This window comes from Halothiobacillus sp., from assembly GCF_028710545.1.
Taxonomy (GTDB): Bacteria; Pseudomonadota; Gammaproteobacteria; order Halothiobacillales; family Halothiobacillaceae; genus Halothiobacillus.
In genome coordinates, this window is sequence record NZ_JAQTTX010000009.1 from 39,163 (window position 1) to 64,308 (window position 25,146).

Sequence of the window (25,146 nt, forward strand, 5' to 3'; positions counted from 1 at the left end):
CCCCATCAGCTCGATCAAGGTGCGCAAACGGTCAAGGGTCGGCACCGAGGGCGATTCACCGTCGACAAACAGCGCACACGGCCCGGCGGGTGCCTGCTGGACGAATTGCTCGAGCCAAGCCCTGATCTGCGCTGGCTGATCGCTCCCCGGCATCAGTGCCACGCGTGCGCCGTCGATTCCCTCTGTCTGAGGAGTCCATACAGGTGTGCTGGACGTGAGAATAATGAGTGGCTGTTCGGGATGAGCCGCCTGCCAGAGATTGGCTTGAGCCGGATCTTCTGCCACCCAGACGGTCAATACCGGCCTCGGCGCATCGACAATGGCTGCAAGCATCTCAGCGAGATCTTCATCACGATCCTCGACCCAGATTACCTGCGTCATCATGGCCAGATAACTCTGACGCCAGTCTTCCGGCATCCCATCCGGGTAAAATTCTTGAATTAGGGAAGCCGCGCGCCGATGGCGAAAACCCAGGTGCAATTCCGGGGTGGTAGGCATTCGGGTATCGACTTGGGTCGACTGCGGATGGGTCATGGATAAATCTCGCGTAGCAAACGGAAGCCGAGATTCAGGTCAATCTCGTTCTCATGACGCAGCGTCCGTGACGCGCTTCGGCAAGCCCCCGGGCTATCAAACCAGGAACCACCGCGCACCACATGGAAATGGCGATGTCTGCTATCGGGACTCTTGAATGGCATGTCACCGACCCGGGGTGTGGAGCGATAGCTATCGCGCCAGTGATCGAGCGTGAATTCCTGCATATTGCCGTGCATCTCGAACAGGCCCCAGGCATTGGGCGGCAAGGTGCCGACTTGAACCGGACGCCCGATACCACAGATAAACAATCCGCGTGTGCAATGCAGGCCACCCGAACAGTTCACCTCTTCCCGACGAATTTTGTCGCCGAAGCTGAACATGGTCGTGGTGCCGGCACGGGCTGCATATTCCCACTCCGCTTCGGTGGGCAGGCGATAGTGTTGCCGCGTCTGTTCTGAAAGCCAGGCAGCGTAAGCCATGGCATCCTTTATGGAGACATTGAATACGGGGAAGTCCAGGTCATTCCAGGAATAAGGCCGCGGGCGGCGATGGTCGGTCGCCAACAGAAACTGGTTGTATTCGCGCCGCCGTATCGTGCCCCTTGTCAACGCAAAATGACGAGGAAAACTGACTTCGTGCTGTGGCTGTTCACATTTTTGCACCTGATATTCAGATGCCTTCGCGCCCATGATGAATTCGCCCGCCGGAATGATGGCGAGCTCGGGTGCCGGCGAGCCATCGGCCAACAGATCATGGAAGAAAACATCCCGGTTGAGCGCCTCGGCAGCCAGAACCTGCTGGGCGTGCGCACCGGCAGAAGATGCAGCCATCTCAGAGAACATCACCGCAGAATTCACCGCCAAACACCCCCATTAAATTCAGACATGGCCCCAGGATAAGCAAAAGTTAAGGATAGCCAGAAAATTGAGCCCCAAACAAGGCGTGCACATGTAACAAATCGGGTCATGAACCTTGATCTTATTTTAACCCGACACTTGATCCGCCGCTTACCGCACTACCACCCATCAAGAGCTCCGACCACAACAAGGTTGGCAGGCAAACTAATACACCGGCTACCCAAAATCACGGGTAGTAGCTACCTATCGGAATATAGCCCATCAGGCGGGCGAAGGAGCGGGGCAGTACATCACAGTCCCTGATATACTCCCAGACCCTTTGAAGGCGACATCATAACGAATATCTATGAATCCTAATAATCTTCTTGCGATGGCAAAACAGGTTATCGACATTGAAGCGCAAGCCTGCCAAGCCTTGAGCGCTCGACTTGATCACCAATTCATCACCGCCTGCGAGTTGATGCTCAAATGCGATGGACGAGTGATCGTCACCGGGATGGGCAAGTCGGGACACATCGGCGGAAAAATCGCAGCCACGCTCGCCAGCACGGGCACACCGGCCTTCTTCGTTCACCCCGGTGAAGCCAGCCACGGCGATTTGGGCATGATCACGCGGCGCGATGTGGTAATCGCCTTGTCCAATTCGGGCGAAACGGCAGAAGTGCTGGCCATCCTGCCCGTAATCAAACGCTTGGGCACGCCGTTGGTGGCGCTGACCGGTCGGCCACAATCAACGCTCGCCAAGGCGGCAGAAGCGCACCTGGATGTATCCGTCGAACGCGAAGCCTGCCCGCTCAATCTCGCCCCGACCGCCAGTACAACAGCGGCTCTGGTCATGGGGGATGCCTTGGCTGTCGCCCTGCTCGACGCGCGCGGTTTCCAGCCGGAAGATTTTGCGCTCTCGCACCCCGGCGGTACGCTAGGTCGCAGGCTCCTGCTTCGTGTTCAGGATGTCATGCATACCGGAGAACAGATCCCGAAGGTCATCTACAACCAGACCATCAAGCAGGCGCTGATCGTGATTTCGTCCGGAGGCCTTGGCATGACGACCATCGTGGACGAACAACAAAAACTGCTGGGTCTGTTTACCGATGGTGATCTGCGCCGGATTCTCGATCAGGAAGAATACGATCTGAACCAACCGATCGAACGCGTGATGATCCGCAACCCGCGCACCTGCACGGCAGACAAACTGGCGGCCGAAGCCCTTGCCATCATGGAGCGGGACAAGATCAACGGCCTGATTGTGGTCGATGATCAGTCCCGCGTGATCGGCGCGCTCAACATGCACGATCTCCTTCGCGCAGGCGTTGCCTGAATGTCAAACCAACAGCCTCAACCCAACAGCAAGATATTCGGCACATCACGATGAAAAAAAACGATTTACTGAACCGCCTGCGTGAAGTCCGTGCGCTGATTCTGGACGTTGATGGCGTGCTGACCGATGGTCGCCTGCACTTCACCGAACACGGCGAGGAGCACAAGGTATTTCACTCCCGCGACGGTCATGGAATCAAAATGGCGCAGAAAATCGGCATCGAGGTCGCGATCATCTCCGGGCGCGCTTCGCCAGCCCTGAGGCACCGGGCAGATAATCTGGGTATTACCCATTGCCTGATCGGCGTTCGCGACAAGGGTGAAGCGCTCGAAACACTGGCCGCAACACTCGGCATCCGCCCCGAAGCGTGTGCCGTGATGGGCGATGACGTGATCGACCTGCCCATGCTTAACCGCGCCGGCGTCAGTGTGACCGTGGCCGACGCCCCCCGACTGATCCAGGCCCGGGTGGATTGGGTTACCCGTCTTGGTGGCGGGCAAGGAGCCGTGCGTGAATTCATCGACCTTATGATCGACGCACGGGATGCCTGGCCCGCCGTGTTGGCCGACTACGAGTAACGCTACCGTCATGTCTTTCCAGCAAGTCGGACAATTCTTTATCGCCGTAGCGCTGTTCGCCCTGCTTGGGCTATTGGTTTGGAAAAACTACCTTGCGCCAAAGCAGGAAGCAGCCGCAACACCGGCCATATTCGACCAACAGTTCACCGACTTCACCGCGCGTCAGTTCAACCAGAAGGGTGGACTGGAATGGACGGTCAGCGGCAGCCAACTCAATCACCTGACCAAAGACAAGGGCTACCGCTTCAACCAGGTCGAGTGCCTGCTCGAAAGCAAGGAAAAAAATGCACCGCCGTGGCGCTTATCCGCACCAACGGGATCGGCTGACGAACGTTTGACTACGGTGGAACTGACCGGCGGCGTGGAGGGACATCGTGCCCCCAGTGGGAATCAGGGCGCGTTGGTTTTCGGCACACGCACCATGACGATCCAGCCACAGGAACAAAAAGCCGCCAGCAATGACCCGACCCACCTAGCCGAGATGAGTACCGATGGCCAGCCACGCTGGACCAGCGACTCATCTGCATTCAACCTGAACTATGACAGCCAGGTTTTCCAACAATCCAAGGTTCACGACCACTATAATCGTCCCGTTTCTGCAAAAGTTACGCCAGACTCAAGCCAAGGAGCGCACCCCTGATGCACCGATCTAACGCCGATAACACTTGTTCGACCGGATGGACTTCCGCCTTGCTCATTTTCGGCATCATGGCCGGACTCATGACACCGGCAGCCTTTGCCGCCAAAGCCGACCGCAACCAGCCGATCGACGTAACCGCGAATGAGAAGGTCACCGACTACAAGCAAGGCACCAGCATTTACACCGGCAATGTGGTCATCAATCAGGGCAGCCTGCATGCCACCGGCGACAAGGCGACCTTGTACGTAGAAAAAGGCGAACTCGTCCGTGCCGTACTTGAGGGCAAACCGGCGACATTCCAGGAATTGGATGACAAGGGCCAACTGGTCAAGGGCAGCGCGAACGATGCCAACTACCTTGCCCAACAACAGAAAATCATCCTGACCGGCAATGCCAAGCTCGACCGTCAGGGCGACACGCTCAGCTCACAGCAGATCACCTACGATATGAATGCCGAGGTCGTCAAAGCGGGCGGCAAGGCCGGCGGAGATCGTGTCCATGTGGTGATTCAGCCACGCAATAAAAATGCAGATCAACCCAAAGACGGCACACCTGCGGCTACATCACCATCCGCCAAAACACCCGCCAAACCATGAGCGCGCGCTCCACCACGCCGATCCTGGTTGCCGAATCGCTTGTCAAACACTATGGCGCTCGTGCCGTGGTTCAGGGCGTGTCACTAGAAGTCAATGCGGGTGAAATCGTCGGGCTGCTTGGGCCGAACGGTGCAGGCAAAACCACCAGTTTCTACATGATCGTCGGGCTGGTAGCGGCCGATCAGGGGCAAATCAGGCTGAACGGTCAGGACATCACCCTGTTGCCGGTCAACCAGCGCGCACAGATGGGGCTCGGCTATCTGCCGCAGGAAGCATCTGTTTTCCGCAAACTCACCGTAGAGCAGAACATCCTCGGCGTACTTGAGTTACGGCGAGACCTGACCCGGGCACAGCAACGAGAGGAACTGGAAGGGCTGCTGCAGGAACTGCATATCCGTGCCATCCGGCGCAGTACCGGCCAATCACTTTCGGGGGGTGAGCGTCGCCGGGTTGAAATTGCACGCGCCCTTGCCGCCAACCCGCGCGTGATCTTGCTCGATGAACCGTTCGCCGGTGTCGACCCGATCTCGGTCATCGATATCCAACGCATCATTCACCATCTGAAAGCCCGTGGTATCGCCGTTCTGATCACCGATCACAATGTGCGGGAAACACTGGGTGTATGTGAACGGGCATATATCGTTTCCGACGGTAAAATCCTCGCCGAAGGCAGTCCACAGGACATTCTGGACAATCCGCAAGTACGCGCCGTGTATTTGGGCGAACACTTCACACTATGAACGGTTCGACTGCCCCCAATAGACGACACGCAGACACTGGTGGCACTGGGACGATTTCAGTTAAACTGCATGACATGTTCATGACTATTTTCGACTGCACGCATCACATTTTAACCGCCCGATCTTTTGATAAGGGGCGGTGGTTGCGTGCGCCTCGACTGATTGGTGACCACCGATGAAGCCGGGACTGGAGCTTCGTCTCGGGCAAAGCCTGGCGATGACACCTCAGTTGCAGCAATCCATCCGCTTGCTGCAACTCTCGACACTGGAACTGTCACTGGAAATCCAGCAAGCCGTCGACACCAATCCCCTGCTGGAAATCGCCGAAACCGATGACTTCAATGAAAGTGGCGAGGCTTACAACGAGACAGGTGAAGCCGGGGCCAGCCCTGAAGCGGATTTTCAGGAAGATCCCAATGCAGTCGCAGGCGAGGCGCTACTGGCACCGAACAATGAACTGACACCGGACGACCCCTTCGCACTGGATACCCAATGGGAAGATTATTACGAGGCCGACGGCAGCACCTCGTTCAGTGCGTCCGAACAGAACTTCGACGATTACGACCCCTACGCCACCACGTCAAATGGCGTTGAATCGCTGCGGGATCACCTCCTGAGCCAGATTCACCTGACGCACCTGACACCCCGCGATACCGCCATAGCCACCGCCATCATCGAAGCGATCGACCCGACCGGTTACCTGGCCGATTCGCTTGAAGAGATCCAGTCGATGCTCTGCGAGGACTGGCCGGACATCGACGCTGAAGAGATGCTCAGCATCCTTCATTTGGTCCAGTCGCTCGATCCGGTCGGCGTGGGTGCTCGCGATCTGAACGAATCGCTCTGCCTGCAACTACGCCAGAAACCCGCCGACACGCCTTATCTGGATATCGCGCTACACATTTGCGAACGGGACCTGATCGAAGCCATCGCCCAACGCGAGTACACCAAGGTACAACGAGCACTCGGCGTCGACCAGGCAGCACTCGAAGGGGGTTTGCTCCTTCTGCAGGGGCTCAACCCCCGGCCCGGTTCGGATGTGGGTGCTGAAGCGGCCGACTACCTCATTCCCGATGTCATGGTGAGTCTGCGCAACAATGTCTGGCACGTGGATCTGAATCCGGAAATTGCCCCCAAGCTGCGCGTCAACCAGACCTATGCCCGTATGATCAACCGCAGCTCGCGCGGGGAAGATGCCAGCTATATTCGCAGCCATCTACAGGAGGCGCGCTGGTTCATCAAGAGTCTGCGCAGCCGCAACGAAACGCTGCTCAATGTCGCCCGGGCGATCGTCGCGCGGCAGACCGCCTTTTTCGAGCAAGGCGAAACCGGCATGCGGCCGCTGGTTCTGCGCGAAATTGCCGAGGAGCTTTCTCTGCATGAATCCACGGTCAGCCGGGTAACCACCCAGAAATACATGCTGACTCCGCGTGGTACCTTCGAATTCAAGTATTTCTTTTCGAGCCACGTCGGCACCAGCGATGGCGGAGAATGCTCGGCCACGGCCATTCGCGCCATGATCAAAAAACTGGTGAGCGAAGAAAATCCACGCAAACCCTTGTCGGATGCAAAAATTGCCGACATGCTCATCGAACAAGGCATCGATGTCGCCAGACGAACGATAGCCAAGTACCGCGAGGCAATGGGTATTGCCTCGTCCACTGACCGCAAACGCCTGATCTGAAGGCGAAAGGAGCAAATGATGCAAATTGAAATCACCGGCCATCACGTTGATATCACTGACGCGCTGCGAGATTACATCGAAAGTAAATTCAGCAAGCTCAAGCGGCATTTCGACAAAGTGATCAACGTCCATGTCATTCTTACCGTCGAAAAGAAAGTGCAAAAAGTGGAAGCCACACTGCATATGAGCGGGAATGATGTACATGCGGAAGCCGAATCCGAAGACATGTACGCATCGGTTGACACGCTGATCGACAAGCTCGATCGCCAGATCATGAAATACAAAGAAAAAATGACCGATCACCGTTAACCCAACGGTCATTGTCTGCCAGAGGATATCGCTGCATACATAGGCATTCCATGGGTAGGCTCCTCTGATGGGCGGCAATCTATTTACTTCGCGTAGATATGATCGTCGGCCCTTATTTTTTTGAGCGCGCCGCATGATGAAGCCAACCTGGCGAGAATTTCGGGCCGACCTCGATCAATAAACCCGTGAATGGCGGCCCCGGGCATTCGGTTTTAATGTAAAAGGACGGGAAATTTAAACATGTCAGCGCATCGTTTAGGGCGTATCCTCTGCCGCCTGCTCCATCCCGAACCAACTTCTCGGCTCGGAAGCTCGCTTCTCGAACACAGTTTCGCTTACAGGTGATTCATGAACATCGCTGATATATTTCCATTACAGCGGATTTTGATTGACGAGGTCTATCAAAGCCGCAAACGGGTACTGGAAGTACTTGCCGGACTGTTGGCCGACGACCAACTCGGCGGACAGGAGTCCACGCGAATTTACGAAATCCTGATCGAACGCGAACGCCTCGGCTGCACGGCCATCGGCAAGGGCATCGCCATCCCACATGGCAGAGACGCGGCCACCCTACGCCCACGCGGTGCCGTCATCCGTCTGACCGAAGGCATTGATTTCGGCGCGGTGGATAATCAACCCGTACGCTTGATCATCGGCTTGATCGTGCCGGCCGAATGCCCTGAAAACCATCTCGCCATTCTCGGTCTTCTCGCTGAGCACCTATCCGACGAGGAGGACCGCGAAGCCATGATGCAGGCGCAAAGTCCTGAACGGATCCGAGGTCTTCTGGTCGAATGGCTGAGTCCGCTCGCCACGCCCGACGAATAATCGGCCCGCACGACCGCGCTCTACACCATGACAATGCCCCATTCTCAAATTCTCCCACTTGAATTCGAAGACACCGGGGCACACATGCATCCGGCGTACCAGCGACTGTTCAATCCCGATCTGCGGTTTGATCGCTTCAACCCTTTGGAGCCGCAACCCATCGGCCTGTTGGACAAACATCTGCGCACCGCCATCACGGCACGAAAAGAACCCTTGCCGGATCACCCCCTCACTTTCATCCTGACCGACTGTACGGCTGAAGAAGCGACAAAATGGGTTCGACAACACCCATCGTCCAACTCGACCTTTCTGTACACCACACAGGATGACGCTGCCGTAACGTCCTGGCTCTTTGCCGAGCGACGCCAGCAGAACCGGCAATGGCAGCATGGTGTATTCATGGAAGTGGCCGGTTCCGGCGTACTGATCACCGGTGACTCGGGAATCGGAAAAAGCGAATTGGCGCTTGAGCTCTTATCGCGTGGACACCGGCTGATCGCAGACGATGCCCCCTACTTCGTCCGCGGCCATCAGGGCATTGAAGGCCATTGTCCGGACAACATCAAGGATCTGCTGGAAGTCCGCGGCCTCGGTATCATCAATGTCCGATCATTGTTTGGTGACAACGCACTCAAACCGCACAAAAATCTGCGCCTGCTGATCGAACTCTACGCAGCCGATCATAAAAAAATCCATGCCGACGACCGTCTGCGCGGTGAGCGGGGACAAATCCTGATCTGCCAGGAAATGATCCCGCTGTTCCGCCTGCCGGTCGCACCCGGCAGAAACATTGCCGTATTTGTCGAAACGGTCGTCCGGCAGCATAATCTGGAACGAACCGGCAACGATTCTGTCAAGCCGGGCCGAATCCCCATAATGTAGCCCTCGGAGCCCCATGAACGACATGATCCAATCGACCCGAGAGACCCCGGCTTGAATACCCCGGTAACGCATAAACAACAAGAACCGAATCAATCGGCCATGGTGTTGATCGTGACCGGCCAATCCGGTTCGGGCAAATCGGTCGCCCTGGCATCGCTCGAGGACGCCGGTTTCTACTGTATCGATAACCTGCCACCCGAATTGCTGGACAATCTACTTCAGATTTACCAGCACGGGGACATCCAGGCGCGCGGCATTGCCATCAGTATTGATGCGCGCTCGCCAGAAGCCGCGTTGCGCCAACTGCCGCAACGGATCGAGAAACTGAAAACGGATTACCCCCAGCTGGCGATTCAAAGTCTGTTTCTTGAGGCCAGCGAAGCCCGCATCGTGGCCCGTTTCAGCGAAACCCGGCGCCGCCATCCGCTCTCCAACCGTATTGAAAATCTGGTCGAAGCCATCAGCCAGGAAACGGAGCTGCTGCTCCCCATGCGCGCTCAGGCCGATCTGATCATCGACACCAGCCACACGACCATCCACCAGATCAGGGAAGATATTTCCCGACGGGTGATCGGGCGTGATCCGTCCGGCCCGACTATTTTGCTTCAGTCGTTCGGGTTCAAGCATGGCATTCCGCTGGACAGCGACTTTCTTTTTGATATCAGGTATCTGCCCAATCCACACTGGGTTCCCGAACTGCGCCCCTTCAACGGCAATGATCGTGTGGTGATCGATTACCTGGAACAACACCCGATCACCCACAAGACCCGCGGCTATCTCCGGGACTTCCTCGGCAACACGCTTAGCGAAATGGTGCGCACCGACCGCAGCTACGTCACCTGCTCGATCGGCTGCACCGGCGGCAAGCATCGTTCGGTTTATCTGGTCGAACATTTGTTCGAAGACTTGCACCCGCGCTTCGATCACATCATTATCCGACATCGTGATTTAGGGTCAGGATGACCAAACGCGAACAACGAAGTAAATCGTTGATTTGCGCAAATTGTTGCGGACATGCGCCGCAACAAGCCGAGCTGGAAAATCCATGGAAGGTTTTTTCAGCATCCAATTGAATCGGAGCGAAAATGACCGTTGGAATTTTATTGATCTGTCACAATCATATCGGCGCGCAACTGCTGGAAACGGCGACGGACATGATGGAAGTACCCCCCATCCAGGCAGGCAACCTGAGCGTTCTGCAGGACGATGACCCCATCGAATTGCTGAGTCGTGCGCGCAAAAGAGTGGCGGATCTCGATCAGGGCGATGGCGTGCTGGTGCTGACCGATATGTATGGCTCCACACCGTCCAACATTGCCCATCGCCTCAAGGAAAAAAATCGCGTGCATGTCATCTCCGGTGTCAACCTGCCGATGGTCGTACGGGCGATGAATTATCCCCAACTGACGCTCGCAGAAATGACCGAGCGCGTGGCCTCCGGTGGCCGCGAAGGCATTATCGAAGGCGACGCGGCCTGATGCGTACGGAGTCGATAGAAATCATCAATAAACTTGGCCTGCATGCCCGCGCTGCGGCCAAATTCTCCACCCTCGCCTCACAGTTCGAATGCAAAATCGAGGTGAAACATCTGGGTAGAACCGTCAATGGCAAGTCCATCATGGGTCTGATGATGCTGGCAGCCGCCTGTGGCATGACGATCGAAATCAGCACAGATGGTGAAGACGAACAGGCCGCCATGGAAGCACTGAATCAACTGATCGCCCAGCGCTTCGGCGAACCGGAATAAAGCTACTCTTCAATCACCCTTTCTGGTCGCAAAGCCCGCAGCAAAGATAGCGGCACCGGATTCGGCTCCCCGCAACACGAAGCCGCCAATACTTCCGCCAGCAGAGGGCACCAAGTCAAGCCCCTCGAGCCGTGACCGGTATTGATCATCAGTCCGGATTGACCGGGCATTTCACCGACAATCGGCAAGCGATCCCGGCTTGTGGCACGAAGCGAAACGCGCCCCTGAGGTTCTGCGTCATCTTGAATCGTGGGCGCAACCAGATTTATAGACAGTGCGGCCAGTCGCTCCTGATTTTCCATTCGCTCTTCAGCACGCCATGCCAAATCCTGATCACCCGGCTTGAAGCTGGCGCCAAATACCCGCCGACCATCCGGCAGATCCAGCATGTAACCCTCGCGCATCAGCGGCATTTGAGCATAAGCATCCTCAAGCCCAGGGCAATCGCTTCGGTCAATCCAATCCACTTGCCCCCGACAGGCCGTAAGCACCGATTCAAATTCCGGCAAAAGAGACGAAACGGCTCCCGCATTCGCCATTACGACCCAAGACGCGGAAAACAACACCTCGCCCGAAACCGAATAACCGCGCCAGAAGCCATTCTCGAAGGAGAGATCGGCAACCTCCGAGTTCATGCGAAGGGAAATCCCAGGGTGTGCCTGCAAGGCCACTAGCCAATCGCGTGGCGATACCCATCCGGCGGAAGGAAAAAGCCATCCGGGTTCCGTGACCTCTATCCCCACCATGCCGGACAATACCGACGAATCGAGCCATTGCGCAAATTCCGGCGCGTAGCTTTGTTCGTCGGCGATTTGCTGCTGCCGCTGGGCATGAATATCGTCACGGGCGAGCTGTACGACACCATCAAAGGCGGCGGGCACACTGAATCCCGCCTGCTGGAACTGTTTGATCTGTTGCCGCGCGAATCCCAAACCCATTTGAGTCAGCCGGGTGGCGGCATGGCAATCCCGGCTCAACAAGGGCGACAGCACACCCGCCGGGTTGCCTGAAGCACCCTCACCGAGCGTGGCCGCGGCATCGATTACGGTTACGTCAACCTGCCTTCGGGCAAGGGCATACGCCGTGGTCAAGCCCGCAACCCCTGCGCCGATCACCACAACCGATGTCGGCGGTTTATGCCGATGGGGTTTGCGACTGCGCATCATCGGCCGCCGTATCGCCACCAGCCGGTGTTTTTTGAGACCAAAACCGGGCACTTTTTCCACCAGAAAGCCTGCGGCGGTGAGCCCTTCGGCCACCGCATTGGCCGAGGAGTAGGTGGCAACTCTGGCCTCATCCGCAGCCAGTCGAGCCATGGCCCGGAATACGTGCGGCGACCACATGGCGTCGTTCAGCCGCGGGCTGAATCCATCCAGATAAAAGGCATGAAACGGCGCTTGCAGTTGCTTTAACGCCCAGTCGACATCACCAAAAACCAGAGTCAGAACCACGCGCCCGTGAGACAAAAATCGCCGGTGGAATCCCGGCACAGGATCAGGCCATTGTTCGGCCAGTTCGACTGCGAGCGCTGCCAATTCAGGCCATTGCGTGGCCATTTTCAGGAAATCGGCACGGGACCACGGGTGCTTTTCAATCGAAAAGAAGAACAAGTCGGGCTTGAATCCAGGGGTTGGATTCGGTTCAGGTGCGTGTTGCAGAAAGGAAGCCCAAGTCGCGAGAAAACTCAAACCCGTGCCAAAACCCAGTTCCAGTACATGCGTGGGTGTTCCGGCAGCGAATCGCGCGGGCAAGGCACATCCTTCCAGAAACACGGCCTGCTTCTCCGCCAATCCACCTGCCGCCGAGTAATAGATATCGCCATAGTCGGGCGAGTACGGACTGCCATCGGCTCGCCATTGCACGTCGGCCCATGAAATAGCGCAGGAAGGAATCGTCATAAAATCAAAACCAAACAGTGTGTTGAGCATTCAAACGGTCCAGCACGAGACCAAAGACGGTGAACATTGGACCAATTGACGAGCCGAAAAACGGAACAGAAAGTGACCGGGCTGCTAAAATTCGCCCATCTTAAATGACTCTGGTTAGATTAACCGAAGGATAAACGCATGTGCGGAATCTGTGGCTGGCTGGCCGCGCCCGGCTCGCGCCCTGACCTGGGGGCCGTGCGGCGCATGATGGATCGTCTGGAGCGACGTGGCCCCGACCATGAGGGCAGCTTTTCAGATGGCCCCATGGCGCTGGGGCATCGACGCTTGTCGATTCTGGATTTGAGCTTTCACGGCGCGCAACCCATGATCGACCGTGAAAACGGGCTGGCGTTGGCGTTTAACGGCACCATCTACAATCACCCCGAATTACGTCAGGAACTGCGCGCACTGGGGCACCGGTTCATATCCACCGGCGATACCGAGGTCATTCTCAAGGCATTTGCGCAATGGGGCACCGATTGCGTCGGCCATCTGACCGGCATGTTCGCATTCGCCATCTGGAATCTGAAGACCGGCGCCCTGTTTCTGGCGCGCGACCGTTTGGGCATCAAACCGCTGTATTACACCGAAGACCCGACCAATCCCACTGCCCCGCTGCGCTTCGCCTCCAGCCTGCCCGCCCTGCTCGCGGGTGGAGCGGTCAATACCGAATTCGACCCGATCGCATTGCACCATCAGTTCACCCTGCACGGTTCGGTGCCCGCGCCCCATACCATTCTCAAGGGCGTGCGCAAATTGCCGCCCGGCCACAGCCTGCTGATCGATGCGGCGGGAAAGAAAACGCTGACACGTTACTGGCAGATCGACGCGACCGAACGCCACGATCTTAACGCGCAGCAATGGCAGGAACAGATTCACGCGGGCCTGCTCAGGGCCGTTAAGCGACGTCTGGATATCAGCGATGTCCCGGTGGGTGTGTTGCTCTCCGGTGGCTTGGATTCCTCGCTGATCGTGGCCTTGGCGCATGAAGCGGGCATTGCGCCCCAAACCTTTACCATCGGTTTTGAAGATCAGCCGGAAGAAAAAGGCAGCGAATTCGAATTCTCGGACCCGGTTGCCGAACGCTATCAAACCAAACACCACCGCTTTCATATTCCAAACAGTCAGGTACTGGATCGACTGCCCGAAGCGGTGGCGCAGATGAGCGAGCCGATGTTCGCACAGGATGCGGTGGCGTTTTATCTGCTGTCGGAACAGGTTTCCCGCGAAGTGAAAGTCGTCCTGAGCGGTCAGGGTGCCGATGAAGTCTTCGGCGGCTATTTCTGGTATCCGCAAATGAATGCCGCCGTCGGCGACGATCTGTCCCGATTCGCACCCTATTATTTCGACCGCGATCACGAAGAACTGATGTCGATGATCACCGCGCCCTTCCGTGGTGAAGACCACACCAGCCGCCGCATCCGCGAAGAACTGGCGCGCATTCGCGGGAGCAATTACATCAACCGAGTCCTGGGCCTGGATGTCAGCACGCTGATTGTCGATGACCCGGTCAAACGCGTCGATAACATGACGATGGCCTGGGGTCTTGAGGCCCGTGTGCCATTTCTCGACCACGAGCTGGTCGAGCTCGCCATGCAAATGCCGGCGGCATACAAACTCGATCTGGAGGGCAAAGGCATGCTCAAACGCATTGCGCGCGGTCGAATACCGGATGCGGTCATCGACCGACCCAAAGGCTATTTTCCGGTTCCGGCCCTGAAATTTGTCCGCGGCCCGTTTCTTGAGTTCATGCGCGATATTTTAAGTTCGCCCACGGCGCAGGCCCGAGGGCTCTTCGAACCGGCTTATGTGAACCGACTGTTGGCCGAGCCCGACCAGCATTTCACCCGTTTACAAGGGGCCAAACTCTGGCATCTGGCCGTGTTTGAACTGTGGTTGCAGCAGAACGGGCTTTAGCGCTGCATCGGTGAATCAGTCCGACAGTTCGATCTTGGCCGGCAAACCCGCGATCCAGTCCTTCTGTGGTTTTATCTGCACTTGTAGTCGGTAACTGATCGCTGCGTTCTGATTGTTCTGCGGCTCGCTGACGATACCGACGAGCTTTCCCTGTACCTTGGCCTGATCACTGGCTTGCCCGACCAATACATTCATTTTCTGCCCGAGTGACAGGTGTGATGCCACATCGGGAGACGTGTTTGCCACGACCAGCATTTGATCCGCTCGGGCAATGCGCAATAGGACAGGCGCATTCAGTTCGCTGGAAACCGTTTCACCCACCGCCGTATCAACACTCAAAATCCGGGCCGGATAGGGTGCCGTCAGTGTCGTTTTACCCAATTCCCACTGCCGCAAATCAGCTTTGGCGCGGGCTTCATTCAAGCGCGCCACGGCCTGTTCCTGCTTGATCAGCGCTTCCTGTCGCTCGGATTCTGAAGCTACAGTGCGATCATAAAGCTGCTGAGTTCGTTCCGCGTCCCGCTTGGCCTCGGCCGCTGCGCGCACCAGTCCCGATCGTATCGCCACGGCGGCGGCCAATCTGTCTGCAAGCGGTTTGCGATCCAATCGGAGCAATACGGTACCTTTTTCGACCTGCTGCCCCGGTTGAACCGGAATTTCGGTCACAACACCGGATACCGGCGTGGAAAGCCGGGTTACCTCGGCCCAGGCCAGGTGACCATCCAGAGTCTGCGGTTCATCCGCCGCAAAAGTGGGGTTGACCGCCCCGACAAGCGACAAAATCAGGGGCAGAAGAATCTTGGATGGGATTGCTTTTGCCATGGCTCGACTTTTTGTTTTGCGCGTCATTGAATGCAAGTTCATCGTTTTGGCGTTCATTTTTTTGGCTCCGCGATAACAGATGGCGACGAGGTTAAAATCGAATCGATGGGTTGCCCTTGCATGCTTGCCAGCTCGGCCCAGTACGTTGCCAGCGCAAAGGTTGTCCGCATCCGTTCCAACTGCGCGGCAGATTCTTCAACCATTGCATCGCCAAGATCGGTCGCTTTCTCCATCTGGTACAAGGTTTGTTTGCGGGTGAAGTTGAGATCGGAATAATTCTCCAAGGCCTTGACGCGACTGATGGCGGCTTTGCGATAGACGTCAATCATTTCAAGCACATTGGTCACCTGATCACGCAGGTCTGCCTCACGTGCCGCAATCTGCGCGGCAAGCCGCATTCTGTCGGCCTGTGCCTTGCCGATTTTCGAGTCGCGCAAACGCCCGTCGTACAGTGGAAAGTCGATATACACCCCCGCTCGGAACGGGTCGCGCGAACCCAGTTCCCGCTGGTAGTAATCGCCATTGACCTGCGCATAGATGGTCGGTGCATTATGATCTCGCGCGGCCCGCAATGATTGTTCAGCAGCCTCAAAACGGGCATGCAACGCCTGAAGCCCGGGGTCATCGGCCAATGCCCGCTTCATGGCCAGATCCACTTCGGGTGGCGTTCGTGCAAACAGGGAATTGAATTTGGGCGCGACCAGTTTGGAGGGGATCTTCTGGGGCGTGCCCATGAGTTCTGCCAGCTTCCTGCGGCTGATTCGACGCTCGGCATCGGCCTTGGCGCGTGCGAGGAGAACGTCCTCATATTCCCGCTGCAAGCTTGCCAGATCGTAATCGGACGCCATGCCCAGCTCTTTTCGATCCTTGGCCTTGTCAAAGCGTACATACACAATCGCCATGCGCTCATTGACAACCGTGTAGGTTTGATCGGCCAGCAGCACGCCGAAGAACGCTTTGAGAATGGCGAGGCGCTGTGCCTGCTCGACACTGAAAAGTTGCAACTGTGCACCGGTGACGCCCGATTTGGCCGCGTCAGCACGCAGGGACTGACGACCGAAGTCGAACAAACGCTGGCGGGCACTGATACCCAGCGCATTGTCGTATTGTACATTTTGATCGGTTGCCGCATTGCTGGGCTGAATGTAACGCAACCGCCCCTCGACGGAGATGGTCGGGTCATACCAACTCTGTACTTCCTGCTGATCTGCCTTGGCACCGAGCAGATCAGCCTCTGCGCCCATCACGCCATATTGCTGCTGCAACGGCACACTCAAGGCGGCCTGCAAAGTCAGGGGCATTGCGGCACCGTCGTCGGCATGCGCTCCGCCACACATTATCCCTAAGCAAACCGCCGCCCAAATCGCTGTAGCGGGTCGAAAAATCATAGTAATCCGTCCTTGCAATTAACGCTTAATCGGCCAGATGACAGTCAAGACGCAAAACGTTACTTGCTGTGCTCCTTGCGGTATTTGAAGAAGTTCATGCCCGGTTGTTTGTACGCGCCGCTGGTCACGAACTCGGCCAGGGTCAGAAATTCCTTGGCCGAGCGGGTCGGGCCGGTGAACAGGGTAGCAATCTTGCCATCCGTGTCAATGAAGGCCATGACCGGTGTGGCACGAACACGAAACTGCTTGAAGGCAAAATCTTTTTGCGAAATCGATTTACCCTGGAAATCCGTCATCATCACGTCGCCCTCGATATCGATCGATGCGGTGATGAAATGCTTTTTCATAAAGGCTTTGACGTCGGGATCGGTGAATACGGTCGTTTCCATGCGATGGCAGAAGGGGCAATCGGCCATCTGGAAAAACAGGAACACGCCGGTTTTGCCCTCGGCCTTGGCCTGTTTGAGATCGGCAGGCATATCAAAGAAAGAGTCATCCCAGAAACCATCGGCGTGTGCCGCTGGTAGCCATAAAGCCGAACCAAGGAAACTCAGGCTCAACACCAGGGCCGCCACCAGCCGACGCCCCAGAAAAACAAAACCGTCGGACACATTGATCACCGGTTGGTCGATTCCTTCAAAAGTACTGTTCATGCGCTTACTCCTCGTCTCTTTGTTGATCCCGGTCTGACGCCGGGTTGATTCACTCAGGAATTGTTCTTGATCATCTGCATCAGTTGTTGCGCCGTGATGGCGCCAACGTGTCGCGCCACCAACTCACCCTGAGGGTTGACCAGAAAGGTGGTCGGAATCCCGGGGATATTGCCAAAAACAGAGAGTTTCTGTGGATTCATCTTAAAAATGGGGTAGCCGATTTGATGCTCCTGGGCAAACATCGATAGCTCATCGGGCGAAGCCGCCATATCAACACTCAAACCCCACACTTTGATGTGATCCTTGGCGTGCGCTTTGGCAAATGCGGCCAGTTCCGGTAATTCCTTGCGGCAGGGCGGGCACCAGGTTGCCCAGATATTGATGACGACCCAGTTTCCACGTTCGTTACTCAGTGTGTGCATCTTGCCATTGACGTCCTGGGCTGAAAACTCGAAGGGCGCGGAAAATACGGGCGATGCCAGCATCAGAAGCAACAAACCACCCAGTACACTTCGCCACACTGATGCAAATATATTCTCAACCGAAAACCAGGTGCTTTGACGCATATTTTTTCTCTCAAATTGTGTGTTGTCTCGATGGCTTTGCTATTTGCAAGCCATTGATCGGTGAGAAAGCGAATCAGATCCTATAATGACTCCATGTAAATGATTTTCCGACCAGGCATGTCAACCAAGGTCGGCAACCGGCCCGGAATTGGCTATTATGGCGGGCCTTTTGTCCGCGATACATGCAAGTTTGCACCGCGGCAACAATCAAAGGCTGCCCAGTAAAAACTACCCGGGCACGAAAATCACGCGTCTCCCTCTTTCAATTTCAGGAACATCCGTCAAGCATGACCGACATTCTCGTCCTTTATTATAGCCGTTACGGCGCCACAGCACGTCTCGCTCACCAGGCCGCTCGTGGCATCGAACAAGTGGAAGGCATGCAGGCCCGAATTCGTCGCGTCCCGGCGATAGCGGATCCTGGCGGTAACATACCAGAACCCGCCCCGGACGAACCACCCGTTGTCACGCCGCAGGACTTCGAGGAATGCGCTGGTTTACTGCTGGGCAGTCCGACTTATTTCGGCGGCATGGCGGCTGCTGTAAAACACATGCTCGACGACACCAGCCGCCAATGGTTCAAAGGCACACTGACCGGCAAGCCTGCAGGGGTATTCACCTCAACGGGCTCCATGCACGGTGGGCAGGAAACTGTTTTACTCTCGATGATTGTTCCACTGCTGCACCACGGTATGCTCATCGTCGGGATTCCCTATGCCGAACAAGCTCTGGCGCATACCCAGACCGGCGGCACCCCGTACGGTGCCAGCCATACCGCCGGCAATAACCGCCCGCTGAGCCAGGAAGAACGCCATCTCACGCAGGCACTCGGTCAACGCGTTGCGGAAGTGGCGAAATCACTCGCGGCATCGAAGTCTTAAGTGGCCCCCGATCGTCTTCGGCTATTGCGCGGCCTTATCATCGCCGCGCAACCATTGATCGTACTGACTTACCTCGGCATGGCCTTCTGGGGAGTGGGCATGGCCCGGCCGCAAGGTGCGTGGTTGATCGTGCTCATCCTGCCCGCCCTGTTCTTATTACCGGGGATGTGGTTAGGCCGCTACCGCGCGTTTGTCTGGGCGGCACTGTTCGACCTGTTCTATCTGATGATTGCCCTGACGGACGCATGGAGCAGCCCGCACGATCGGGGGTTCAATCTCGCCATTGTGGTTTTTGCCCTCATGGGTTTCATCGCAGCCTGGATTCAGGGTATCGTTTTGCGTCGACAGTCCAAACGACAAGCCAGATAACCATCCTTGTTCGTCACTGAGCAAATGACCTGCAATATTGATTAAGATGAGCTCAGCAGATTCCTGCCCACAATTAACAAAGGACACCATCTCATGATTCGCAAATGCCTGTTTCCTGCCGCCGGTTACGGCACCCGCTTTCTCCCTGCCACCAAGGTCATGCCCAAGGAAATGTTGCCGATTCTCGACCGGCCATTGATTCAGTACGGGGTCGAGGAAGCCATGGAAGCGGGCATCAAGAACATGGCCATTGTCACCGGCCGGGGTAAGCGGGCACTGGAAGATCATTTCGACGTGAACTACGAACTCGAACATCAGATTCGTGGCACATCCAAGGCAAGCCTGCTCGCCAGCATCGATAAACTCATCGAGAACTGCACGTTTTCCTATACCCGTCAGATCGCCATGCTGGGTCTGGGCCACGCCATTCTCACCGGCGAACCGCTGATCGGTAACGAGCCTTTTGCCGTTGTACTCGCAGATGATCTGTGCGTGGGCCACCCCAAAGGGGTACTGAGCCAGATGGTCGAGATTTACGCGCGCCATCAGTGCAGCGTGGTGGCCGTTGAAGAAGTACCGATGACCGAAGTGCACAAATACGGTGTGATCGCCGGCACAGCGATTGACGAGGACACCATTCAGGTGAGCCAGATGATCGAAAAACCGGCCGCCGATCAGGCACCGAGCAATCTCGCCATCATCGGTCGCTACATCCTCACACCCGACATTTTCGATATTCTCGAAGCGACCCAGGCCGGTGCCGGCGGTGAAATTCAACTCACCGATGCCTTGCGCGCTCAGGCAGAACAAGGCAAAGTCATTGCTTACAAGTTCAAGGGGCAGCGTTTTGACTGCGGTAGCCCCTCGGGTTTTGTGGCTGCAACCAACCATTTTTACCATCTGAGCCGACGTTGAAACCGGCATTTATCCTGAGGGCGCTAACGAATGCAAGTGACTGAGAACAAAGTAGTATCAATCGAATACACACTGAAAAACAATCAAGGTGAGGTGCTGGACAGCTCCGTAGGCCATGATCCGCTGGCCTATCTGCATGGTCACCACAACATCATTTCCGGGCTGGAAAATGCACTGGCCGGAAAAAGTGTCGGTGATGCGTTCTCTGTCGAAATCCCCCCGGAAGAAGGCTATGGTCTTCGGGATGAAAGCATGACTCAGGTCGTGCCTCGGCACCTGTTCCAAGGGGTTGATGAAATTCTGCCCGGCATGAAGTTCCACGCCGAAGCCGAACATGGCGTCAACGTCGTGACGGTTATCGACGTGAAAGGCGATCAGGTTCACCTGGATGCCAATCACGAACTGGCGGGCGAAACCCTGCATTTCGATGTCGTGGTCAAAGATATTCGTGACGCAACGGCTGATGAAATCGAACACGGCCACGCGCACGGCCCGGACGGTCACCACCACCACTGAGTGCGTTTGCCTGCTCTTCTGCAATAGCAACAAAAAACCCCGGATTCTACTCCGGGGTTTTTTTATGCGTTTGTTGCGCTAGAAGCGGTTGGAACGAACGCAGTTGAGACCTCTGAACTCGAATCACATGACTGTAGAGGTGCGCTCATGCACCACACGGCCTTGATCCCCCCTGTCGGAATAACCGCCAACAGGATGATCGCCCCAGATATCCTCAAAGGCGGTGAACACACTGGCAATCATCAATGGCAACAGCAGGATAAGACTCAGCATCAGCGTGATGGGCACGGTCAAAAACAGCAGGAACAAAACCAACGCATAAACCAGAAAGGCCGACCAATTGCGCCCAACGGCAGTGAAGCTCTGCGAAAGAGCCGAACGCAAGGTCTCACCGCGCAGCACGATCAATGGCACGGCAAAAAAAGTCGCCATGCTGTATGCCACCGACGCGATCAAAACCCCGATCCAAAGCACCCAGGCACCTGGATCCATCAGATAAGGAATCAAGAAACGCATCCGCTGCTCGTCGGTCGCTGTCAAATCAGTCAATACCGAATGATCAACGCCAGATAGCTTGACGGTCACGAAGATGGCCAAGAGCAGCAATAACGCCAATGAAAAAGCGATGGAGACGAAACCCAACCAAAGCAGTGCCTTTCTCGGGGCGGGATCCTTGAACACGGAAAACAGCAAATCAAAGGAGATCGGCTGTTCGCTCGCCAATGGCTCGATGCGCGACCGCTGTTCGATCTCCCGCACCCGCCGCAAGACGACATACACACCGCCGGCCAGGAACGGCGACAGGATCGGCGTGATGACGTTTCCGATCAACGGAATCATGCTGGCAGCAAACAACAGGACGTACATCAACATCACCGTCCCGAGGACCAAGCCGAATCTTGGTCTGATCAAACGCCACGCTTCCTTGATCCACTGCCATCCTCGGCCCGCATTCACACGTCGCATATGTCCTCACCTATTCTGTGGTTTTCAGTACTCGCTGCAAAACGTTTGGCAAGCAAGCCTTGCTAGGATAGCCTAACGCCTTAATTTTACCGCAGCTTCAATTCAGGTTTATTTATGTTCAAGGCGATTTTATTCGATGTAGACGGCACGCTCGCGGAAACTGAACGCGATGGTCACAGGATTGCGTTCAACCGCGCTTTTGCCGATGCCGGGCTGGACTGGGACTGGGATGTGGCGCTGTATGGCGAACTGCTGGCCGTCACCGGCGGCAAGGAACGAATTCGTTTTTTCATCGATGAATACCAACCTCAATACCCGGCTCAATCGGATGAAGTGGCCTGGATCGCAGGTTTGCACAAAGCGAAGACCAAGCATTACCTTGAGTTGCTCGATCAAGGTGCGATTCCGCTGCGTCCCGGTGTGCGACGCCTGATCGACGAAGCACGCGCACAAGGATTGCGTCTGGCCATTGCCACGACTACCACACCCGAGAACGTAACCGGATTGCTCGAAGCAACACTGGGCAAGGAATCCCTGGACTGGTTTGAAGTCATCGCCGCGGGCGACATCGTGCCGAAGAAAAAACCGGCGGGCGACATCTATGTCTACGCCCTCGAAGCGATGAATCTGCGTCCCGAGGAATGTTTAGCCATTGAAGATTCAGCCAACGGCGTCCTCTCGGCACTGGACGCAGGGCTCCCCGTACTGGTCACAGACAACGCCTATACAAAAGAAGATGAATTCAACGGTGCCCTGGCGGTATTGAGTGATCTGGGTGAACCGGGACAGCCGGTTGTCGTCCGTTCAGGATCAGCGCCTCAATCGGGCTATGTTGATTGCGCTTATCTGCACAGTCTTGCCCCGTCCGCCTGAACATTGAGTGAAATACCACACTGACAAGCGTTGATTTCACAGCTACACTCGTGCTCGCACTTGATACTTGGGGATACTATGACTGCAAGCCATTCGACAAAAGCCAATACCTTTGACTACGATCAATTCATCAATGAATTCGAAGAGGTAACCTATTGGCATTTTGCCTGGTACAGCCGGATCATGGCAGCCCTACTGTTTGATCAGAGCAAGCACATTCAAGGGCATCACGAATGCAAATTCGGGCAATTTCTGGATCGCACGGAGATTCCCCCTGCGCACAAAGCTGAATTTGACGCCGTGCGCGACTTGCACAAGCAGATGCACGAGTCGGCCAATGCATTGATAGCAAGCCGAAATGACAGCAAGGAAGTCGAAGAGGAACTCTTCCAGGAATTCTCGGAATTGCAAAGCCTGTTTGCCGCCGCCTGCAATGCGCTGTTGCGTGCCACCATTACACGTTTCGCCAAGCAGGCCTAGTGCCACGAATTCACATCCCGTACAGCCTACTGCCAGATGATCCTCCAACGCCAGATCAACTGGCGTTTTTATTGCCCGCCGCAAGACTGCCTCAAGAGGGTCCGGCACTTTAGCGAGCCAGAAGACCTTCATGGAAAAAAACATCGACGAAATACGCGCCCGCATTCGCGGCCTGCAGGAAGAGCTTGAGGCTGAATACCTCAAATCCATCGAAGCGTTTGAAGAAAAACGTACCCATCTGGCCGAGGATTTTCAGCAGCAACAGAAGCGCTACAAGACGGGACTACTGCGATTTCTCATCAAGTCAAAACCGCTGACGATGCTGACCGCGCCGGTGATTTATCTCGGCTGGATTCCTTTCTTTTTGCTCGACTTATTCGTCACGCTCTATCAGACCATCTGCTTTCCGGTTTACGGCATCCCCAAGGCACGCCGCTCGGATTACCTCATCTTCGGGCGCGAGGATTTGCCCTACCTGAATCTGATTGAAAAATTCAACTGCCTGTATTGTTCCTATGGCAATGGCGTCGTTGCGTACGCTCGCGAGGTTGCGGCCCGAACGGAACAATACTGGTGCCCGATCAAATATGCCCGGCGAGTTCGTTCCGCGCACGACCGATATCCCGAATTTTTCGATTATGGCGATGCCGAAGCCTATAAAAAGGGGCTGGATCGTTTGCGGCAATCCTATGAGGAAGAAAAGCCCAAGTGAGCTGAATTAAACTTATGAAAACAGCACCGAGCGAATAAACGGAATCGTCAATTTACGCTGGGCACTCAATGAGGCGTGATCGAGATCCTGAATGATTTGTAGCAAGCTGCCCAGATCCCTCGGGCTGCGCTGAAGCAGGTAGACCGCACTTTCGAACGGCAGATCGAATCCCCGCTCCTGAGCCTTGCGCCGCAATAGCTCGATTTTTTCCGCCTCATTCGGTGCGTGAATCAGCATCGTAATGCCCCAACCCAGACGCGACAACAGATCAGGCAACCTAAATCCGCACGCGGCAGGCGGCAGGCTGGCTGTCATCAACAAGGGTGTTTCCTGCTCACGCAAACGGTTGATGAGATCGAACAGCTGGAACTCGCCCTGCTCATCACCCGCCAGCGCATCCACGTCATCCAGAACCAGCAGATCGATCTGTGACAGATCCATGCGATCGATGTGAGTCGGATTTTTCTTCACATCAACATAAGCGGCAGAACGCCCCTGTTGCCCCGCATAGAAACAGGCCGCCTGGGCCAGATGAGTCTTGCCGCTGTTCTGCGCTCCGTGAATGAATAACTGAGCCTCTCCCCGCCCGAGCGCGAGCTGAGTGATCAAGGCGCGCAAAAGCAGGTTTTCGCCACCGATGAACCCGTCGAGCGAATGCGGCGCGTTCAGCGCCAGATCCAACGGTATCTGCTGCATCTTGCCTGAAGTGTTCATAGGGATCGTTCAGCAGCGTTTTCCGGCAGGGACGAAGGAATCACTCTGATTTTTCCGCTACGTTATCCTTAAATGGGGCCAACAGCACCTTGACCTTATCCGCATCCTCATAAAACGGGCTTTCGCGGTACCGTTTCAACGCATGGCGCCCGAGGACGACAAGAATGGCCGATACCGGTAGCGCCAGCAGCACGCCGAAAAACCCGAACAACACACCACCTGCCATCACGGCAAAAATGACCGCCACCGGGTGCAAACCGATACGCTCACCCACAAAACGCGGCTGCCAGAGGATACTTTCCAGTGTTTGCCCGATAACGAAGACCAACAGCACCCAAAGTAATGGCGTGAACTCGCCAGTCTGGATATACATCGCGATCAAGGCGGTCGTGATGCCAATGACATTACCCAGATAGGGCACGAAGCTGAGCATCCCCGCTGCCATGCCGATGACCACGCCGGTTTCCAAGCCCACCACGGTCAGGCCGATGGCATAGGTAATCCCGTTCGCGAGCATGACAGCCAATTGCCCACGCAGGAACCCACCCAGCATCTGGTTGGATTCCTGCGCCAATGCCATCCATTGCGGTTCCTGTCGGCGCGGCATCAGCGCCTGTATTTTCTGGAGTAATTGCGGCCAGTCACGCAGCAGGTAAAAGCCGATCACGGGGATCAGGATCAGATTCATCATGGAAAGGACAACAGCACTGCCATTGCCGAACACGACGGT

General features: G+C 56.1%; 30 protein-coding genes. 20 read left to right on the plus strand and 10 right to left on the minus strand.

The genetic code is table 11. From position 1 onward, the window contains the following. Window positions 1-534: hypothetical protein (locus PHD44_RS02945; RefSeq protein WP_300187895.1), on the minus strand; the 534-nt coding region annotated here is incomplete at its 3' end. Beyond that, a complete protein-coding gene (locus PHD44_RS02950; RefSeq protein ID WP_300187897.1) occupies window positions 531-1,367 on the minus strand; it encodes a formylglycine-generating enzyme family protein in 837 nt (278 codons plus the stop codon). The genes PHD44_RS02950 and PHD44_RS02945, both read right to left, overlap by 4 nt. A 373-nt stretch (window positions 1,368-1,740) precedes the next feature. Between PHD44_RS02950 and PHD44_RS02955 the strand changes: the two genes are divergently transcribed. The 12 genes from PHD44_RS02955 (at window position 1,741) to PHD44_RS03010 (ending at window position 10,716) form a co-directional block, all read left to right on the plus strand. Continuing rightward, window positions 1,741-2,712, plus strand: coding sequence for a KpsF/GutQ family sugar-phosphate isomerase (locus tag PHD44_RS02955; protein WP_300187899.1), 972 nt, complete (start codon window positions 1,741-1,743; stop codon window positions 2,710-2,712). A gap of 50 nt (window positions 2,713-2,762) precedes the next feature. Further along, window positions 2,763-3,290, plus strand: coding sequence for an HAD family hydrolase (locus PHD44_RS02960; RefSeq protein WP_300187901.1), 528 nt, complete (start codon window positions 2,763-2,765; stop codon window positions 3,288-3,290). 10 nt (window positions 3,291-3,300) lie between these two features. Then, complete coding sequence (lptC, locus tag PHD44_RS02965) at window positions 3,301-3,930, plus strand: LPS export ABC transporter periplasmic protein LptC (protein WP_300187903.1); 630 nt, start codon at window positions 3,301-3,303, stop codon at window positions 3,928-3,930. Continuing rightward, the gene (gene lptA / locus PHD44_RS02970; protein ID WP_300187905.1) at window positions 3,930-4,526 is read left to right on the plus strand and encodes a lipopolysaccharide transport periplasmic protein LptA; all 597 of its coding nucleotides are present in this window, start codon (window positions 3,930-3,932) and stop codon (window positions 4,524-4,526) included. The genes lptC and lptA overlap by 1 nt, the downstream gene beginning before the upstream one ends. Then, window positions 4,523-5,266 (plus strand): LPS export ABC transporter ATP-binding protein, encoded by a 744-nt coding sequence (gene lptB, locus PHD44_RS02975; protein WP_300187907.1) that lies wholly within the window; start codon window positions 4,523-4,525, stop codon window positions 5,264-5,266. The genes lptA and lptB overlap by 4 nt, the downstream gene beginning before the upstream one ends. 175 nt (window positions 5,267-5,441) lie before the next feature. Beyond that, window positions 5,442-6,950, plus strand: a complete 1,509-nt coding sequence (locus PHD44_RS02980) for an RNA polymerase factor sigma-54 (protein WP_300187908.1) — start codon at window positions 5,442-5,444, stop codon at window positions 6,948-6,950. Between the two features lie 18 nt (window positions 6,951-6,968). Next, window positions 6,969-7,259, plus strand: coding sequence for a ribosome-associated translation inhibitor RaiA (raiA, locus tag PHD44_RS02985; RefSeq protein ID WP_300187910.1), 291 nt, complete (start codon window positions 6,969-6,971; stop codon window positions 7,257-7,259). A 348-nt stretch (window positions 7,260-7,607) separates the two neighbouring features. Continuing rightward, window positions 7,608-8,087: a PTS sugar transporter subunit IIA gene (locus PHD44_RS02990; RefSeq protein ID WP_300187913.1), complete on the plus strand. Its 480-nt coding sequence runs from the start codon at window positions 7,608-7,610 to the stop codon at window positions 8,085-8,087. 84 nt (window positions 8,088-8,171) lie between these two features. Further along, entirely contained in the window at window positions 8,172-8,969 is a 798-nt protein-coding gene (locus PHD44_RS02995) for a hypothetical protein (RefSeq protein ID WP_300187915.1), read from the plus strand. A 51-nt stretch (window positions 8,970-9,020) separates the two neighbouring features. Beyond that, complete coding sequence (gene rapZ, locus PHD44_RS03000) at window positions 9,021-9,932, plus strand: RNase adapter RapZ (RefSeq protein WP_300187917.1); 912 nt, start codon at window positions 9,021-9,023, stop codon at window positions 9,930-9,932. Window positions 9,933-10,054: 122 nt separating this feature from the next. Then, on the plus strand, window positions 10,055-10,447 hold the full coding sequence (locus tag PHD44_RS03005; RefSeq protein WP_300187919.1) for a PTS fructose transporter subunit IIA: 393 nt from the start codon (window positions 10,055-10,057) through the stop codon (window positions 10,445-10,447). Then, window positions 10,447-10,716 carry an HPr family phosphocarrier protein gene (locus PHD44_RS03010; RefSeq protein WP_300187920.1) on the plus strand — a complete coding sequence of 90 codons (270 nt, stop codon included), beginning with the start codon at window positions 10,447-10,449 and terminating at the stop codon, window positions 10,714-10,716. The genes PHD44_RS03005 and PHD44_RS03010 overlap by 1 nt, the downstream gene beginning before the upstream one ends. Window positions 10,717-10,718: 2 nt before the next feature. Here the strand turns inward: PHD44_RS03010 and mnmC are convergent, their stop codons facing one another. Beyond that, the gene (gene mnmC / locus PHD44_RS03015; RefSeq protein ID WP_300187921.1) at window positions 10,719-12,644 is read right to left on the minus strand and encodes an FAD-dependent 5-carboxymethylaminomethyl-2-thiouridine(34) oxidoreductase MnmC; all 1,926 of its coding nucleotides are present in this window, start codon (window positions 12,642-12,644) and stop codon (window positions 10,719-10,721) included. Between the two features lie 138 nt (window positions 12,645-12,782). On the opposite strand from mnmC, the gene PHD44_RS03020 reads away from it, so the two are divergent. Next, window positions 12,783-14,561 carry an N-acetylglutaminylglutamine amidotransferase gene (locus tag PHD44_RS03020; protein WP_300187923.1) on the plus strand — a complete coding sequence of 593 codons (1,779 nt, stop codon included), beginning with the start codon at window positions 12,783-12,785 and terminating at the stop codon, window positions 14,559-14,561. Window positions 14,562-14,576: 15 nt separating this feature from the next. Here PHD44_RS03020 and PHD44_RS03025 read toward each other — a convergent pair whose 3' ends face one another. The 4 genes from PHD44_RS03025 to PHD44_RS03040 all read right to left on the minus strand — a co-directional run bounded on the left by PHD44_RS03025 (window position 14,577) and on the right by PHD44_RS03040 (window position 17,990). Then, window positions 14,577-15,383, minus strand: a complete 807-nt coding sequence (locus PHD44_RS03025) for an efflux RND transporter periplasmic adaptor subunit (protein ID WP_300187925.1) — start codon at window positions 15,381-15,383, stop codon at window positions 14,577-14,579. A gap of 53 nt (window positions 15,384-15,436) precedes the next feature. Beyond that, window positions 15,437-16,684: a TolC family protein gene (locus PHD44_RS03030; RefSeq protein ID WP_300187927.1), complete on the minus strand. Its 1,248-nt coding sequence runs from the start codon at window positions 16,682-16,684 to the stop codon at window positions 15,437-15,439. 146 nt (window positions 16,685-16,830) lie between these two features. Continuing rightward, complete coding sequence (locus PHD44_RS03035) at window positions 16,831-17,424, minus strand: thioredoxin family protein (protein WP_300187929.1); 594 nt, start codon at window positions 17,422-17,424, stop codon at window positions 16,831-16,833. Between the two features lie 53 nt (window positions 17,425-17,477). Further along, window positions 17,478-17,990, minus strand: coding sequence for a TlpA disulfide reductase family protein (locus tag PHD44_RS03040; protein WP_300187931.1), 513 nt, complete (start codon window positions 17,988-17,990; stop codon window positions 17,478-17,480). A gap of 287 nt (window positions 17,991-18,277) precedes the next feature. On the opposite strand from PHD44_RS03040, the gene wrbA reads away from it, so the two are divergent. The 4 genes from wrbA to PHD44_RS03060 all read left to right on the plus strand — a co-directional run bounded on the left by wrbA (window position 18,278) and on the right by PHD44_RS03060 (window position 20,671). Further along, window positions 18,278-18,871, plus strand: a complete 594-nt coding sequence (gene wrbA, locus PHD44_RS03045) for an NAD(P)H:quinone oxidoreductase (protein ID WP_300187933.1) — start codon at window positions 18,278-18,280, stop codon at window positions 18,869-18,871. Then, complete coding sequence (locus PHD44_RS03050; protein WP_300187935.1) at window positions 18,872-19,240, plus strand: DUF2069 domain-containing protein; 369 nt, start codon at window positions 18,872-18,874, stop codon at window positions 19,238-19,240. Window positions 19,241-19,333: 93 nt separating this feature from the next. Further along, on the plus strand, window positions 19,334-20,155 hold the full coding sequence (gene galU, locus PHD44_RS03055) for a UTP--glucose-1-phosphate uridylyltransferase GalU (protein ID WP_300187937.1): 822 nt from the start codon (window positions 19,334-19,336) through the stop codon (window positions 20,153-20,155). Between the two features lie 30 nt (window positions 20,156-20,185). Beyond that, entirely contained in the window at window positions 20,186-20,671 is a 486-nt protein-coding gene (locus PHD44_RS03060; RefSeq protein WP_300187939.1) for a peptidylprolyl isomerase, read from the plus strand. Between the two features lie 123 nt (window positions 20,672-20,794). Here PHD44_RS03060 and PHD44_RS03065 read toward each other — a convergent pair whose 3' ends face one another. After that, the gene (locus PHD44_RS03065) at window positions 20,795-21,637 is read right to left on the minus strand and encodes a BPSS1780 family membrane protein (RefSeq protein ID WP_300187941.1); all 843 of its coding nucleotides are present in this window, start codon (window positions 21,635-21,637) and stop codon (window positions 20,795-20,797) included. 114 nt (window positions 21,638-21,751) lie between these two features. On the opposite strand from PHD44_RS03065, the gene PHD44_RS03070 reads away from it, so the two are divergent. From PHD44_RS03070 to PHD44_RS03080, 3 genes are all read left to right on the plus strand, one after another. Further along, a complete protein-coding gene (locus PHD44_RS03070) occupies window positions 21,752-22,510 on the plus strand; it encodes an HAD family hydrolase (protein WP_300187943.1) in 759 nt (252 codons plus the stop codon). Window positions 22,511-22,588: 78 nt separating this feature from the next. Further along, the gene (locus PHD44_RS03075; RefSeq protein ID WP_300187945.1) at window positions 22,589-22,990 is read left to right on the plus strand and encodes a CZB domain-containing protein; all 402 of its coding nucleotides are present in this window, start codon (window positions 22,589-22,591) and stop codon (window positions 22,988-22,990) included. 130 nt (window positions 22,991-23,120) lie between these two features. Further along, entirely contained in the window at window positions 23,121-23,702 is a 582-nt protein-coding gene (locus tag PHD44_RS03080; RefSeq protein WP_300187946.1) for a hypothetical protein, read from the plus strand. Between the two features lie 12 nt (window positions 23,703-23,714). On the opposite strand, the gene hda is transcribed toward PHD44_RS03080, so the two are convergent. After that, complete coding sequence (hda, locus tag PHD44_RS03085) at window positions 23,715-24,416, minus strand: DnaA regulatory inactivator Hda (RefSeq protein WP_300187948.1); 702 nt, start codon at window positions 24,414-24,416, stop codon at window positions 23,715-23,717. Between the two features lie 40 nt (window positions 24,417-24,456). Next, window positions 24,457-25,146, minus strand: a 690-nt coding sequence (locus PHD44_RS03090) for an AI-2E family transporter (RefSeq protein WP_300187950.1), incomplete at its 5' end; no start/stop codon positions are given.

Excerpts from the sequence above, each read along its gene's own strand:
- PHD44_RS02950 (WP_300187897.1), bottom strand. The coding sequence starts at position 1,367 with ATGGCTGCATCTTCTGCCGGTGCGCACGCCCAGCAGGTTCTGGCTGCC.
- PHD44_RS02955 (WP_300187899.1), top strand. The coding sequence starts at position 1,741 with ATGAATCCTAATAATCTTCTTGCGATGGCAAAACAGGTTATCGACATT.
- PHD44_RS02960 (WP_300187901.1), top strand. The coding sequence starts at position 2,763 with ATGAAAAAAAACGATTTACTGAACCGCCTGCGTGAAGTCCGTGCGCTG.
- lptC (WP_300187903.1), top strand. The coding sequence starts at position 3,301 with ATGTCTTTCCAGCAAGTCGGACAATTCTTTATCGCCGTAGCGCTGTTC.
- lptA (WP_300187905.1), top strand. The coding sequence starts at position 3,930 with ATGCACCGATCTAACGCCGATAACACTTGTTCGACCGGATGGACTTCC.
- lptB (WP_300187907.1), top strand. The coding sequence starts at position 4,523 with ATGAGCGCGCGCTCCACCACGCCGATCCTGGTTGCCGAATCGCTTGTC.
- PHD44_RS02980 (WP_300187908.1), top strand. The coding sequence starts at position 5,442 with ATGAAGCCGGGACTGGAGCTTCGTCTCGGGCAAAGCCTGGCGATGACA.
- raiA (WP_300187910.1), top strand. The coding sequence starts at position 6,969 with ATGCAAATTGAAATCACCGGCCATCACGTTGATATCACTGACGCGCTG.
- PHD44_RS02990 (WP_300187913.1), top strand. The coding sequence starts at position 7,608 with ATGAACATCGCTGATATATTTCCATTACAGCGGATTTTGATTGACGAG.
- PHD44_RS02995 (WP_300187915.1), top strand. The coding sequence starts at position 8,172 with ATGCATCCGGCGTACCAGCGACTGTTCAATCCCGATCTGCGGTTTGAT.
- PHD44_RS03005 (WP_300187919.1), top strand. The coding sequence starts at position 10,055 with ATGACCGTTGGAATTTTATTGATCTGTCACAATCATATCGGCGCGCAA.
- PHD44_RS03010 (WP_300187920.1), top strand. The coding sequence starts at position 10,447 with ATGCGTACGGAGTCGATAGAAATCATCAATAAACTTGGCCTGCATGCC.
- mnmC (WP_300187921.1), bottom strand. The coding sequence starts at position 12,644 with ATGCTCAACACACTGTTTGGTTTTGATTTTATGACGATTCCTTCCTGC.
- PHD44_RS03020 (WP_300187923.1), top strand. The coding sequence starts at position 12,783 with ATGTGCGGAATCTGTGGCTGGCTGGCCGCGCCCGGCTCGCGCCCTGAC.
- PHD44_RS03025 (WP_300187925.1), bottom strand. The coding sequence starts at position 15,383 with ATGGCAAAAGCAATCCCATCCAAGATTCTTCTGCCCCTGATTTTGTCG.
- PHD44_RS03030 (WP_300187927.1), bottom strand. The coding sequence starts at position 16,684 with ATGCCCCTGACTTTGCAGGCCGCCTTGAGTGTGCCGTTGCAGCAGCAA.
- PHD44_RS03035 (WP_300187929.1), bottom strand. The coding sequence starts at position 17,424 with ATGAACAGTACTTTTGAAGGAATCGACCAACCGGTGATCAATGTGTCC.
- PHD44_RS03040 (WP_300187931.1), bottom strand. The coding sequence starts at position 17,990 with ATGCGTCAAAGCACCTGGTTTTCGGTTGAGAATATATTTGCATCAGTG.
- wrbA (WP_300187933.1), top strand. The coding sequence starts at position 18,278 with ATGACCGACATTCTCGTCCTTTATTATAGCCGTTACGGCGCCACAGCA.
- galU (WP_300187937.1), top strand. The coding sequence starts at position 19,334 with ATGATTCGCAAATGCCTGTTTCCTGCCGCCGGTTACGGCACCCGCTTT.
- PHD44_RS03060 (WP_300187939.1), top strand. The coding sequence starts at position 20,186 with ATGCAAGTGACTGAGAACAAAGTAGTATCAATCGAATACACACTGAAA.
- PHD44_RS03065 (WP_300187941.1), bottom strand. The coding sequence starts at position 21,637 with ATGCGACGTGTGAATGCGGGCCGAGGATGGCAGTGGATCAAGGAAGCG.
- PHD44_RS03070 (WP_300187943.1), top strand. The coding sequence starts at position 21,752 with ATGTTCAAGGCGATTTTATTCGATGTAGACGGCACGCTCGCGGAAACT.
- PHD44_RS03075 (WP_300187945.1), top strand. The coding sequence starts at position 22,589 with ATGACTGCAAGCCATTCGACAAAAGCCAATACCTTTGACTACGATCAA.
- PHD44_RS03080 (WP_300187946.1), top strand. The coding sequence starts at position 23,121 with ATGGAAAAAAACATCGACGAAATACGCGCCCGCATTCGCGGCCTGCAG.
- hda (WP_300187948.1), bottom strand. The coding sequence starts at position 24,416 with ATGAACACTTCAGGCAAGATGCAGCAGATACCGTTGGATCTGGCGCTG.